Below are 13,384 nucleotides of genomic sequence, written 5' to 3' on the forward strand. Positions count from 1 at the left end.
ATTTAAGGATAGAAAATGAGTAGCGTAGAAATTCTGGTTCCAGACCTTCCTGAATCTGTTGCGGATGCGACTGTTGCAACATGGCACAAAAAACCGGGTGATGCTGTCGAGCGTGATGACATCCTGGTTGAAATTGAAACTGACAAAGTGATTTTAGAAGTACCAGCAAGTGAAGCAGGTGTTCTGGAAGCTATTTTGGAAGAAGAAGGCGCCACTGTATTGTCTAAGCAATTGCTTGGCCGTATTAGCCTGAGTAACAGTGCTGGCATGCCTGCTGCGGTGAAAGAAACCACTGAGGCAACTCCGGCACAGCGCCAGACTGCCTCTTTGGAAGATGAGAGTAACGATGCTCTTAGCCCGGCAGTTCGTCGTCTGATTGCAGAGCACGATTTAGATCCGGCTGCGATTAAAGGCAGTGGTGTAGGTGGTCGTATTGTGCGTGAAGATGTAGAAAAGCATATCGCTGCGAACAAAAAAGAGAGCGCTAAACCTGCTGCATCTGCACCAGCCGCTCAGCAGTCTGAACTGCCTCACCGCAGTGAAAAACGCGTACCAATGACACGTTTACGTAAGCGTGTTGCAGAGCGTCTGCTTGAAGCGAAGAACAATACGGCAATGTTGACGACTTTCAATGAAGTCAACATGAAACCAATTCAGGAACTGCGTAAGCAATACGGCGATGCGTTTGAAAAACGTCATGGTGTTCGTCTGGGCTTCATGTCCTTCTATGTGAAAGCTGTTGTTGAAGCACTGAAACGTTATCCAGAAGTTAACGCTTCAATTGATGGCACTGACGTGGTTTACCACAACTATTTTGATATCAGCATTGCGGTATCGACTCCACGTGGTCTGGTAACTCCAGTATTACGTGATGCAGATGCCCTGAGCATGGCTGATCTCGAAAAAACCATCAAAGAGCTGGCTATTAAAGGCCGTGACGGTAAATTGACCGTTGATGAACTCACCGGTGGTAATTTCACCATTACTAATGGTGGTGTTTTCGGCTCTCTGATGTCCACTCCGATCATTAACCCACCACAAAGTGCGATTTTGGGCATGCATGCCATTAAAGATCGCCCAATGGCAGTCAATGGTCAGGTTGAGATCCTTCCAATGATGTATCTGGCACTGTCTTATGACCATCGTCTGATTGACGGACGTGAGTCTGTAGGCTTCCTGGTGACCATCAAAGAAATGCTGGAAGATCCAACACGTTTGTTGCTGGATGTATAGCATCACCATCAGGGCGGAGGGTGTTAAATTCCGCCCAGTCTGAAGTATACACAATGGATTTCAAGATGCGTCGCGGCGGCAAGAGAGTAAATCCCCAGGAGCATAGATAACTATGTAACTGAGGTGAGCGAACGCAGCCAACAAAGAGGCAACTTGAAAGATAAAGTGTATAAACGATGTTGATGTAAAAAGTGTTGATGTAACAAACCATGCGGCCAGCTTTCGGGCTGGCCATATCCGAGCAACAAAATATACCCTGTTAATTTCGAAATGCAGTAAATAAAGCTGTAGCTTGTAATGCGCAGGTATAGAAGGTTAATTACCTTTCTTAGATTAAATTATGGATAGAACATCATGAATTTACACGAGTATCAGGCAAAACAACTTTTTGCACGGTATGGTTTACCAGCACCAGCTGGTTATGCCTGCACAACGCCGCGCGAAGCAGAAGAAGCAGCATCCAAGATTGGTTCAGGTCCTTGGGTCGTTAAATGTCAGGTTCATGCAGGCGGTCGCGGTAAGGCTGGTGGTGTGAAAGTCGTCAATAGCAAAGAAGATATTCGTGCTTTTGCTGAACAATGGCTGGGTAAACGGCTGGTAACCTATCAGACTGACGCACAGGGTCAACCTGTTCACCAGATTCTGGTAGAAGGAGCGACTGATATTGCTAAGGAGCTGTATCTCGGGGCTGTTGTTGACCGTGGTACACGTCGTGTAGTGTTCATGGCCTCTACCGAAGGTGGCGTCGAAATAGAAAAAGTGGCGGAAGAAACGCCCGAACTGATTCATAAAGCAATCATCGACCCACTGGCTGGCCCTATGCCCTATCAAGGCCGTGAACTGGCGTTCAAGTTAGGTTTGACTGGTAAACAAGTCGGTCAATTCACCAAGATTTTCATGGGATTGGCAAACCTTTTCCTTGAGCGTGATCTGGCTCTGGTTGAAATTAACCCGTTGGTTATTACAACTGAAGGTGATCTTATCTGTTTGGATGGAAAGTTGGGTGCAGATGGTAACGCGATGTTCCGTCAGGCCGAACTGCGTGAAATGCACGATCCTTCACAGGAAGATCCTCGTGAAGCTCAGGCTGCACAATGGGAACTGAATTATGTTGCATTGGATGGCAATATTGGTTGTATGGTAAATGGTGCTGGTCTGGCAATGGGAACGATGGACATTGTCAAACTGCACGGTGGTGCACCTGCTAACTTCCTTGATGTTGGTGGTGGCGCAACAAAAGAGCGTGTTACTGAGGCATTTAAAATCATCCTGTCAGATGAAAATGTAAAAGCTGTCTTGGTAAATATCTTTGGTGGGATCGTCCGTTGTGACCTGATTGCCGACGGTATTATTGGTGCTGTGGAAGAAGTTGGTGTTCATGTACCGGTAGTTGTTCGTCTGGAAGGAAACAATGCTGAACTGGGTGCGAAAAAACTGGCTGATAGCGGCTTGAATATTATAGCAGCAACCAGTTTGACAGACGCAGCTAAACAGGCAGTCGCAGCAGCGGGGAATAAATAATGTCTATTTTAATCGATAAAAACACCAAAGTGATTTGTCAGGGTTTTACTGGTAGTCAGGGTACTTTCCACTCAGAACAGGCGATTGCTTACGGTACTCAGATGGTTGGTGGTGTCACACCGGGTAAAGGTGGCACTGAACACCTTGGCCTGCCTGTGTTTAATACCGTTCGTGAAGCGGTTGAAGCAACAGGTGCAACAGCCTCTGTTATTTATGTACCGGCACCATTTTGTAAAGACTCCATTCTGGAAGCTATTGAAGCTGGCATTAAACTGATTATTACCATTACTGAAGGTATTCCGACTCTGGATATGCTGACTGTTAAGGTAAAACTGGATGAAGCCGGTGTTCGCATGATCGGCCCTAACTGCCCGGGTGTGATTACTCCGGGTGAATGTAAGATCGGCATTATGCCTGGTCATATTCATAAAGCAGGTAAAGTGGGTATTGTATCCCGTTCAGGTACTTTGACATATGAAGCGGTGAAACAGACAACTGATGCAGGATTAGGTCAATCCACCTGTGTTGGTATCGGTGGTGACCCAATTCCGGGTTCAAACTTCATCGATATCCTGAAACTGTTCCAGCAGGATCCACAAACTGAAGCTATCGTCATGATCGGCGAGATTGGTGGAACAGCAGAAGAAGAAGCTGCTGCGTACATCAAAGAGTATGTAACGAAACCTGTCGTTGCTTACATCGCTGGTGTGACAGCACCTAAAGGTAAGCGCATGGGGCATGCTGGTGCGATTATCGCGGGTGGTAAAGGCACTGCGGATGAGAAATTCGCAGCGTTGGAAGCCGCTGGCGTGACGACTGTTCGTAGCCTTGCTGACATCGGAGATGCAGTAAAAGGTTTATTGGCAGGAAAATAGTCCAAAATAAGCTATTTTTATAGAAAAAGGCTGCTTTTAAGCAGCCTTTTTATTTTTATTTATAATATAAACAGTAAGTTAGTCTTTTTATACAGAGTAATATTTTTAAATTAAATTTAACTTATTTTTAGAAATCCCTATTTAATCGATTAATTTAATTATAAATGCTAAAAAAATATATTTTTCTAATAATGAAAATGAAAAGTTAATTTTATAATGCTTTCCACAGCAAAAAATATATTAACAGGCATTATTGGCAACAAATAATTAACACTAAATCAACTGTAATGAAATAATAGCTGAAATACTTAACAAGAAAATGAAAAAAATGACTAAAATCAATTTATTACTATAAATTCTGTTCGCTTAAATTGATTTAATTGATCTAGAATAAAGAGATATTACCTCATAAATGAACGGCACTATTAGTCTGTATTCAGAATTCTAGTCTGAGTCACGTAAAAGCTATTTATTGTGTGTGAATATAGGCGTAATATTATTGAGATTTATACTGGATTTGATTTACTTAATAATTTGTTGTTGTGTTTGAGGCATTTATTGCTGGTAGTTACGAGACTTTCATTTAATGAAGTCGGGTTGCCGCAAGTCGGTGTCTTCCTGCTAGGAGCAAGGAGTCAAGATGTTTGATATTGTCGAACTGTCACGATTACAGTTTGCCTTAACTGCTATGTACCATTTCCTATTCGTACCATTGACGCTCGGCATGGCGTTCTTGCTTGCGATAATGGAAACGGTATATGTCCTGTCTGGCAAGCAAATCTATAAAGATATGACGAAATTCTGGGGTAAGTTATTTGGTATTAACTTTGCTCTGGGTGTTGCAACAGGTTTGACTATGGAGTTCCAGTTCGGAACAAACTGGTCATATTTCTCACATTATGTTGGTGATATTTTTGGTGCACCATTAGCCATTGAAGGCCTGATGGCTTTCTTCCTTGAATCCACATTTGTTGGTTTATTCTTTTTCGGTTGGGATCGTCTCAGCAAGAAACAACATCTGGCGGTAACATGGCTGGTTGCATTAGGTTCTAACTTCTCTGCTTTATGGATTCTGATTGCGAATGGCTGGATGCAAAACCCGATTGCATCTGATTTCAATTTTGAAACCATGCGTATGGAAATGGTGAGCTTTAGCGAGCTTGTGCTGAACCCTGTTGCTCAGGTGAAATTCGTTCATACTGTTGCTGCTGGTTATGTGACAGGCGCGGTTTTCGTCTTGGGAATAAGCTCCTACTATCTGCTTAAAGGGCGCGATATTTCGTTTGCTAAGCGTTCTTTTGCAATTGCATCAAGTTTTGGTATTGCGGCAGTATTGTCTGTCATTGTACTGGGTGATGAATCCGGATACGAAATGGGGGACGTGCAAAAAACCAAACTGGCTGCGATTGAAGCAGAATGGGAAACACAGGCACCTCCGGCTGCATTCACACTGATAGGAATTCCTGATCAGGATAAGATGGAAAATAAATACTCCATCCATATTCCTTACGTCTTAGGTCTTATAGCGACCCGCTCAACTGATACTCCTGTGATTGGTCTGCGTGACTTGATGAGTCAGCATGAGCAACGTATCCGTAACGGACTTAAAGCCTATGAGTTACTCGAAGAATTGCGTGCAGGCAATACTGATCCGGCAGTACGTAGCGCATTCAACGAAAGTAAGAAAGATCTTGGCTACGGTATGCTGGTCAAACGTTACACTCCAGAGGTAACAAACGCGACAGAAGAACAAATCAAAGCAGCTGCGAAAGACTCTATTCCACGTGTAGCTCCACTCTATTTTGCATTCCGTATCATGGTTGCCTGTGGCTTTATCATGCTGTTGGTTATTGGCCTGGCATTCTTTAGTGTTATCCGTAACCGTATCGGTCAGCAGAAATGGTTGTTGCGTGCAGCACTGTTCAGTATTCCACTGCCGTGGATTGCTGTTGAAGCAGGCTGGTTTGTTGCAGAGTATGGCCGTCAGCCGTGGGCAATTGGTGAAGTATTACCAACCGCAGTTGCCGCTTCGACACGCAGTGTCGGGGATCTGATTTTCTCAATGGCACTGATTTGTGGTCTGTATACCTTGTTCTTGATTGCTGAAATGTTCCTGATGTTCAAATTTGCCCGTCTTGGCCCGAGTAGCCTCAAAACAGGGCGCTATCATTTTGAACAAAAAGCCGTTTCTTCAACGAAGAATTCTTCAGTGAACAGTATTGAGTAAGCGGGAGTCCACTTATGCTTGATTATGAAGTATTACGATTTATATGGTGGCTGCTGATTGGTGTGTTGCTAATCGGGTTTGCAGTGACCGATGGTTTTGACATGGGGGTTGGTGTCCTGTTGCGGGTTATTGGCAAAAATGACACTGAACGTCGTATCATGATTAACTCTGTAGCCCCTCACTGGGATGGCAACCAGGTGTGGTTAATCACCGCTGGAGGAGCATTATTTGCTGCCTGGCCAATGGTATATGCTGCTGCTTTCTCCGGTTTCTACGTCGCGATGATTCTGGTACTGGCGGCTCTGTTCTTCCGTCCGGTCGGTTTTGACTATCGTTCAAAACTGGAAGACAGAAAATGGCGTAATATGTGGGATTGGGGGATTGTTGTCGGCAGTTTCGTGCCACCGTTGGTGATTGGTGTGGCATTCGGCAACCTGTTACAGGGTGTGCCACTGGCGGTAGATTCTTATTTACGCGTATCTTATGAAGGATCTTTCTTCGGGCTACTGAATCCTTATGGTCTTCTCGCTGGTATTGTCAGTTTGATGATGATCATTACGCAGGGAGCCACTTACCTGCAAATGCGTACTACAGGTGAATTGCACCTTCGTTCCCGTACTGCGACACAGGTTTGTGCGTTAATCACAGCAGTGGCTTTCTTACTGGCGGGTGTGTGGCTGATTTACGGTATCGATGGTTATGTTGTGACTGGCGGTCTGGATGTAAACGGCGTATCTAATCCATTACATAAAGAAGTGGTTCAACAGGCAGGTGCATGGCTGATCAACTTTAATAACCAGCCGATATTGTGGGCGATACCTGCACTGGGTGTGGTTTTCCCTCTGTTGACTATGTTAGCCACCAAACTGGATAAAGGTGCCTGGGCTTTCCTGTTCTCATCATTGACGGTTGCCTGCATTATTTTGACCGCAGGGATATCCATGTTCCCGTTTGTGATGCCATCAAGCCTTGATCCAAATGTCAGTCTGACCATGTGGGATGCAACATCCAGTCAGTGGACACTACAAATTATGTTCGTTGTTGCGCTTATCTTTGTTCCGATTGTTTTGTCATACACCATCTGGTGTTACTACAAAACCTTCGGGCGTCTGGATAAGGGTTACATTGAAAACAACAAACATTCACTGTACTAAAGGAGCATAGCACATGTGGTATTTTGCCTGGATTCTCGGAACGCTCTTAGCTTGTAGTTTTGCCATTATTGCGGCTTTAGCTCTTGAGCACAGTGAGTCAAAAAAAGTAACTGAGAGTGACAAAAAATAATGTTGGTTGATAGACTTTATCAGCTAATAATGAATAAGGGCCTGTTGAGGGCCCTTATCCTCATTATGGCTTTAGGGCTTGCTTTCTGTATTTTGTGGGATCCGACCCGATTTGCATGGAACACCAGTTCGTTGATGATATGGCAGGGTATTTTACTGATTTGGGCAATTTGTTCCGGGGTTATTTTTGGCGTTGGATTTAATCCTAAACATTTTGTCTGGCGTCTCTTCTTTCATCCATTACCCGCACTTTTAATCCTTATTTTTGGCTTATATCATTTCTTTAAGTAAACTATTTGTAATTTTACAGGACACTGGCCCATAAATTTTTTTGACTAGTTTAATAACAAGTCATTCCAAAGCGCTATTGTCTTAAGTATAGTGGCAGCGTCAATTAGTCTGATTAGGATTATGTGTGAGTAATATGTTGTTCCGTTGGCCTATCCGTGTTTATTACGAAGACACAGATGCTAGTGGTGTGGTCTATCACGCTCAATATCTGGCTTTTTATGAAAGAGCCCGCACAGAAATGTTGCGTGATAAGGGCTTCCACCAGAAGTATATGTTGGATGAACAAATTGGTTTTGTTGTCAGTCGTATGACCGTTGACTACCGGAAGCCAGCCAGATTAGATGATAAGCTGGTTGTGGAGTGCGAAGTGACGAATATCCGCGGTGCTTCGCTGACATTTACTCAACGGATAATTGATTGTAATGATGTAGTTATCAGTAACGCAGAATGTCTGGTTGTCTGCGTAAATTCATCTCAAATGAAGCCTATTGCGCTTCCAAAGTCTATTGTCGCGGAGTTTAAGCAGTGACTGACATGAACATCCTAGATTTATTCCTGAAGGCAGGCTTTTTAGTACAGCTGATCATGTTAATTCTGATTGGTTTTTCTGTCGTCTCTTGGGCGATTATTATTCAAAGAACAAGAATTCTGAATTCCGCCACTCGGGAAGTGGAAGCATTTGAAGATAAATTCTGGTCTGGGATTGAATTGTCCCGCCTTTATAAAGAGAGTCAGTCACATCGTGATTCATTAAGCGGCACTGAACAAATTTTCTATTCTGGCTTTAAAGAATTTTCTCGTTTACATCAGGCAAACAGCCATGCGCCTGAAGCTATTCTGACCGGGGCTTCCCGTGCTATGCGTATCTCCATGAACCGTGAATTGGAAACACTGGAAAATCATATTCCATTCCTGGGTACCGTCGGTTCTATCAGCCCTTATATCGGCCTGTTCGGGACAGTTTGGGGTATTATGCACGCTTTCATTGCGTTGGGATCAGTGAAACAGGCAACGTTACAGATGGTTGCACCCGGTATCGCAGAAGCTCTGATTGCAACAGCAATCGGTCTGTTTGCAGCCATTCCTGCCGTTATGGCTTATAACCGTCTGAATCAGCGTGTCAATAAACTGGAACAAACTTACGACAATTTTATGGAAGAATTTCTGGCGATATTACACCGTCAGGCTTTTGTTTCTAATACTAACAAGTCGTAAAAAGTAAGGGGAAAAGCGAATGGCGCGCACTCGCAGTCGCAGACGTGAGCTAAAATCCGAAATCAATATCGTTCCCTTGCTGGACGTGTTACTGGTTTTACTGCTGATTTTTATGGCAACCGCACCCATTATTACGCAAAGCGTAGAGGTTGATCTACCTGACTCAGTGGACTCGAAAACGGTTTCCAGCACTGATAATCCTCCCGTCATAGTAGAGGTCTCTGGGGTAGGGCGGTACAACATGGTTGTTAATCAGGAGCGTCTGGAATTATTACCAGAGCAACAAATTATTGCTGAAGCTCAAACTCTGATAAAAGCTAACCCTAAAACAATTTTCTTGATTGGGGGTTCAAAAGAAGTTCCTTATGATGAAGTCATCAAGGCTCTGAATATGCTTCGTCAGGCGGGAGTGAAATCAGTGGGTTTAATGACTCAGCCTATTGGCGCCTGAATGGCGGCTTACACTTAAAGTTTCTGGATGTCGAGCGTGGGAAAGACAAACAAGCAAAACAGCAGGCTAAATCGCGCCATTATTATTTCAGTTATTTTGCACATTATCCTATTCGGGTTTCTGATTTGGGGTTCTTTAGAACAAAAAACTGAGATGGGCGGTGGTGGAGTCGGTGGTACAGTTATTGATGCGGTTATGGTCGATCCAAATGCCGTAGTTCAACAATATAACCAGCAGCAACAGCAACAGGCTAATGCAAAGCTGGCTGAGCAGCAGCGGAAGAAAAAAGCCGAACAACAGGCCGCTGAATTGCGAGCTAAGCAGGCGGAAGAGCAAGAGCGCCTGAAAGCTGCGGAAGAAGAGCGGATAAAGGCACAGCAGGTTGCGCAAGAGCAGAAAAAACAGGCTGATGCTGCCGCCGCTAAAGCTCGCCAAGAGCAGAAAATTGCAGAAGAAGCAGCAGCCAAAGCGAAAGCAGAGCAGGAAAGAATTCTGAAAGAACAGGAAGAGGCTCGACAAAAAGCAGAGGCTCAGGCCAGAAAAGAAGCTGAAGAAGCGGCGAAACGTAAAGCCGAAGCGGAAGCGAAGGCAAAAGTAGAGGCTGAGGCAAAAGCTAAAGCAGAAGCCGAAGCGAAGGCTAAAGCGGCAGCTGAAGAAAAAGCTAAAGCGGAAGCAGCAGCTAAAGCCAAAGCAGAGGCCAAAGCAAAAGCGAAAGCCAAGGCAGAAGACGCCAAACAGGCTCAGACAGTCGATGATCTGTTAGGGGGGCTAACTTCCGATACACCTAAACAGGGAGGGGCATCCGCAGCAGGTAAGGGCGGAGGTAAAAAGAGTGGCGCTTCTGAATCAGATATCAATAATTATAAAGGACAAATCCGTGCGGCAATTCAGGGTAAGTTTCTTGATCCGAGTTTGTTCTTAGGGCGCACCTGTGATTTGACGATAAAACTGGCACCGGATGGTATGTTAATTAGCATTCATGCTAATGGAGGCGATCCTGCTCTGTGCCAAGCGGCAATTGCAGCGGCTAACCAAACAAAAATGCCCCGCCCACCAAGTAAAGAGGTTTATGAACATTTCAAGAGTTTCTCACTAGACTTTAAGCCGTAGTAAGATAAATATTTGGTAATAATGGATAATTTATTAGGTAAAACTGCGGATAATTTATCTATGTAAACAAAATCATCAGATTTTATTTAGGTATCTGGTTTTGTTTGTTGGCGTTTGTTAGAATCCGGCGGATTATTGCGGGCATGGTGATCGCGATAAGGGAGAGATGATGAAGCAAACTTTTAAACTGACGTTTAAGGCATTATTGGGTTTTCTGCTGCTGTGGGCAACAGTTGCCCGTGCGGAAGTTCGCATTGAAATTACAGAGGGTGTTGATTCAGCCCGTCCTATTGGCGTTGTACCATTCAAATGGACTGGGGCGGATACTCCACCTGAAGCAATTGGTTCTATTGTTGCAGCTGATTTGAGAAACAGTGGGAAGTTTAATCCCATCACTTCGGATCGTATGCCACAACAACCTACCACGGCATCGGAAGTTACACCTGCCGCATGGTCTGCCCTTGGGATAGATTCAGTGGTTGTCGGGCAGGTTCAGCCTGCTGCTGATGGTAAATATTTAGTTTCCTATCAATTGGTTGATGTCGTTGGTACGCCCGGTTCGGTCTTGGCTCAGAATCAATTTCAAGTTGATAAAAAATGGCTGCGCTATGCTGCACATACAGTCAGTAATGAAGTATTTGAAAAATTGACTGGCATCAAGGGAGCATTTGCGACTCGTATAGCTTATGTCGTTAAGAAAACAGCCACAGATAAGTACCCGTATGAATTGCGTGTCGCTGATTATGACGGCTATAACGAAAATGTCGTGCATCGTTCACCAGCCCCCTTAATGTCACCGGCATGGTCACCAGATAGTTCTCAACTGGCTTATGTGACATTTGAAGGCGGGCATTCTTCTCTGGTGATCCAGACTCTGGCAACAGGGGCTGTGCGTCAGATTGCATCGTTTCCTCGTCACAACGGTGCACCGGCATTTTCCCCAGATGGCACCAAGCTCGCTTTTGCATTATCTAAAACGGGCAGCCTGAATTTATATGTGATGGATTTGGCCTCAGGGCAAATTAATCAGATCACGGACGGCCGCAGTAACAATACTGAGCCAAGCTGGATGCCGGATAATAAGACGCTGGTCTATACTTCGGACCAGGGCGGTCGCCCACAGTTATATAAAATTGATATTAATGGCGGTGCTCCACAACGACTGACTTGGGAAGGTTCACAGAACCAGGACGCTGATGTGAGTCCTGACGGTACGTTTATCGTTATGGTTAGCACAGCGAGTGGCAGTCAGCACATCGCCAAACAGGATCTGGCAACGGGATCTGTTCAGGTTTTGACAGATACGTTTCTAGATGAAACGCCGAGTATCGCACCTAACGGCACTATGGTTATTTATAGCTCCACCCAAGGGTTGGGGACTGTATTGCAGCTAGTTTCGACTGACGGACGTTTCAAAGCGCGTCTTCCGGCTACTGATGGACAGGTGAAAGCTCCTGCCTGGTCGCCGTATCTGTGATGCATAACAAGTATGTATGGCAAACTATAAAAGGATCAAAGAGATGCAATTGAACAAAGTGCTAAAAGGGCTGATGTTAGCTTTACCAATCATGGCCGTAGCAGCGTGTAGTAATACCAATAAAAATGGTAACAGTGATCAGTCAGGCGTAAGCACTGTTGATAATTCTTCTAAAGCAGGTCTGTCTGCTGAAGAATTAGCACGTCAGCAAATGCAGGAACTGCAAAACCACAACATCGTATACTTCGGTTTCGATAAATACGACATCAACAATGAATTTGCTCAGATGCTGGATGCACACGCTGCATTCCTGCGTAGCAATCCATCTGTTAAAGTGACTATCGAAGGTCATGCGGATGAGCGTGGTACTCCTGAGTACAATATCGCTCTGGGTGAGCGTCGTGCAAATGCAGTTAAAATGTACCTGCAAGGCAAAGGCGTTTCAGCTGACCAGCTCGCTGTTGTTTCTTACGGTAAAGAAAAACCAGCAGTACTGGGTCATGACGAAGCAGCATACGCTAAAAACCGTCGCGCTGTAATCGTATACTAAGAGTAATGCATGAACAGTAACTTCAGACGTTTTGTATTGGGTCTGTCGTTATTGGTTGGCGTAGCGGCTCCTTGGGCCGCTACCGCCCGAGCGCCAATCAGTAATGTCGGCTCAGGCTCCACCGATGAGCGCCTTTCCCAGTTAGAGCGTATTTCTGACGCTCACAGTCAGTTATTAACTCAACTTCAGCAGCAGCTTGCTGATTCCCAACGTGATATTGATACGCTACGTGGTCAGATTCAGGAAAATCAGTACCAATTAAATCAGGTTATTGAGCGCCAGAAGGACATTTATCAGCAACTGGATAAAATCACCAATCCTTCAGGTTCTGAAACTGATAATGCTACTCCGTCAGCAGAGAAAAGCTCAGATAATCAACCGGCCGCTGCCACGAGTACAGGTAATGAGAAGGGAGATTATGATGCTGCCGTCGCTTTGGCTATTAATACCAAAGAATATGATAAGGCAATCGTTGCTTTTCAGAACTTTGTTAAAGCGTATCCTAAGTCTAAATACCTTTCGAATGCTAACTATTGGTTAGGTCAGTTGAATTACAACAAAGGCAAGAAAGATGATGCGGCTTATTATTTTGCGACAGTGGTGAAAAATTATCCTAAATCATCAAAAAGCAGCGATTCCTTGTATAAAATTGGTTTGATCATGCAGGAAAAAGGGCAAAAGGATAAAGCCAAGGCAGTTTATCAGCAGGTAGTTAAGCAATATCCCGGTACCAACGCGGCAAAAATGGCTGCCAAAAAGATTGCTGGAATGTAATAATTATCCCCAAAAGGTTATATATCGGTCTTTTTGGGGATAATTGGGTGATTAGTAGTCGCTTGAACGGGTTTTAATAAAATAAATGTTGCGCCGTGCTGAGAAATCAGTAATATATGCCGCCGTTGGCAAGCAATAGTGTTGCTAAACAAGATGTAAATGGGTCGTTAGCTCAGTCGGTAGAGCAGTTGACTTTTAATCAATTGGTCGCAGGTTCGAATCCTGCACGACCCACCATTTAAATCTTCAATTCAGATATACCTCAGATGGGTCGTTAGCTCAGTCGGTAGAGCAGTTGACTTTTAATCAATTGGTCGCAGGTTCGAATCCTGCACGACCCACCATCTAAACCTATCATCTCTGATAGTACTAAGCTT

General features: G+C 44.5%; 14 protein-coding genes and 2 tRNA genes. All 16 read left to right on the forward strand.

Features of this window, described 5'->3' with window-relative positions; all coding sequences use genetic code 11:
• The first annotated feature begins 15 nt into the window (after nucleotides 1-15).
• The 16 genes from odhB (at nucleotide 16) to Xsto_RS07400 (ending at nucleotide 13,351) form a co-directional block, all read left to right on the forward strand.
• Nucleotides 16-1,233, forward strand: a complete 1,218-nt coding sequence (odhB, locus tag Xsto_RS07325) for a 2-oxoglutarate dehydrogenase complex dihydrolipoyllysine-residue succinyltransferase (RefSeq protein WP_099122485.1) — start codon at nucleotides 16-18, stop codon at nucleotides 1,231-1,233.
• A 354-nt stretch (nucleotides 1,234-1,587) separates the two neighbouring features.
• Complete coding sequence (gene sucC / locus Xsto_RS07330; RefSeq protein WP_099109106.1) at nucleotides 1,588-2,754, forward strand: ADP-forming succinate--CoA ligase subunit beta; 1,167 nt, start codon at nucleotides 1,588-1,590, stop codon at nucleotides 2,752-2,754.
• Nucleotides 2,754-3,629: a succinate--CoA ligase subunit alpha gene (gene sucD / locus Xsto_RS07335; RefSeq protein ID WP_099124638.1), complete on the forward strand. Its 876-nt coding sequence runs from the start codon at nucleotides 2,754-2,756 to the stop codon at nucleotides 3,627-3,629. Before sucC ends, sucD begins: the two co-directional genes overlap by 1 nt.
• A gap of 640 nt (nucleotides 3,630-4,269) precedes the next feature.
• Nucleotides 4,270-5,856 (forward strand): cytochrome ubiquinol oxidase subunit I, encoded by a 1,587-nt coding sequence (cydA, locus tag Xsto_RS07340; RefSeq protein ID WP_099109108.1) that lies wholly within the window; start codon nucleotides 4,270-4,272, stop codon nucleotides 5,854-5,856.
• A 14-nt stretch (nucleotides 5,857-5,870) separates the two neighbouring features.
• A complete protein-coding gene (cydB, locus tag Xsto_RS07345; RefSeq protein ID WP_099124639.1) occupies nucleotides 5,871-7,010 on the forward strand; it encodes a cytochrome d ubiquinol oxidase subunit II in 1,140 nt (379 codons plus the stop codon).
• A gap of 13 nt (nucleotides 7,011-7,023) precedes the next feature.
• On the forward strand, nucleotides 7,024-7,140 hold the full coding sequence (gene cydX / locus Xsto_RS07350) for a cytochrome bd-I oxidase subunit CydX (protein ID WP_099109110.1): 117 nt from the start codon (nucleotides 7,024-7,026) through the stop codon (nucleotides 7,138-7,140).
• Nucleotides 7,140-7,430, forward strand: coding sequence for a cyd operon protein YbgE (gene ybgE, locus Xsto_RS07355; protein ID WP_099124640.1), 291 nt, complete (start codon nucleotides 7,140-7,142; stop codon nucleotides 7,428-7,430). The genes cydX and ybgE overlap by 1 nt, the downstream gene beginning before the upstream one ends.
• 124 nt (nucleotides 7,431-7,554) lie before the next feature.
• Nucleotides 7,555-7,959 carry a tol-pal system-associated acyl-CoA thioesterase gene (gene ybgC / locus Xsto_RS07360; protein WP_169926603.1) on the forward strand — a complete coding sequence of 135 codons (405 nt, stop codon included), beginning with the start codon at nucleotides 7,555-7,557 and terminating at the stop codon, nucleotides 7,957-7,959.
• Nucleotides 7,956-8,645 carry a Tol-Pal system protein TolQ gene (tolQ, locus tag Xsto_RS07365; RefSeq protein ID WP_099109113.1) on the forward strand — a complete coding sequence of 230 codons (690 nt, stop codon included), beginning with the start codon at nucleotides 7,956-7,958 and terminating at the stop codon, nucleotides 8,643-8,645. The genes ybgC and tolQ overlap by 4 nt, the downstream gene beginning before the upstream one ends.
• 19 nt (nucleotides 8,646-8,664) lie before the next feature.
• Complete coding sequence (gene tolR / locus Xsto_RS07370; protein ID WP_086953752.1) at nucleotides 8,665-9,096, forward strand: colicin uptake protein TolR; 432 nt, start codon at nucleotides 8,665-8,667, stop codon at nucleotides 9,094-9,096.
• Nucleotides 9,097-9,132: 36 nt separating this feature from the next.
• Nucleotides 9,133-10,206 carry a cell envelope integrity protein TolA gene (gene tolA, locus Xsto_RS07375; protein WP_169926604.1) on the forward strand — a complete coding sequence of 358 codons (1,074 nt, stop codon included), beginning with the start codon at nucleotides 9,133-9,135 and terminating at the stop codon, nucleotides 10,204-10,206.
• 169 nt (nucleotides 10,207-10,375) lie between these two features.
• Entirely contained in the window at nucleotides 10,376-11,683 is a 1,308-nt protein-coding gene (gene tolB / locus Xsto_RS07380) for a Tol-Pal system beta propeller repeat protein TolB (RefSeq protein ID WP_099109115.1), read from the forward strand.
• Between the two features lie 43 nt (nucleotides 11,684-11,726).
• Nucleotides 11,727-12,233: a peptidoglycan-associated lipoprotein Pal gene (pal, locus tag Xsto_RS07385; RefSeq protein ID WP_099109116.1), complete on the forward strand. Its 507-nt coding sequence runs from the start codon at nucleotides 11,727-11,729 to the stop codon at nucleotides 12,231-12,233.
• A 9-nt stretch (nucleotides 12,234-12,242) separates the two neighbouring features.
• Entirely contained in the window at nucleotides 12,243-13,007 is a 765-nt protein-coding gene (gene cpoB, locus Xsto_RS07390; protein ID WP_099124642.1) for a cell division protein CpoB, read from the forward strand.
• A 161-nt stretch (nucleotides 13,008-13,168) separates the two neighbouring features.
• Nucleotides 13,169-13,244 (forward strand) — tRNA-Lys (locus Xsto_RS07395).
• A gap of 31 nt (nucleotides 13,245-13,275) precedes the next feature.
• Nucleotides 13,276-13,351: transfer RNA gene (locus tag Xsto_RS07400), tRNA-Lys, on the forward strand.
• Nucleotides 13,352-13,384: the final 33 nt, after the last annotated feature.

Source organism: Xenorhabdus stockiae (assembly GCF_002632825.1).
Lineage (GTDB): Bacteria > Pseudomonadota > Gammaproteobacteria > Enterobacterales > Enterobacteriaceae > Xenorhabdus > Xenorhabdus stockiae.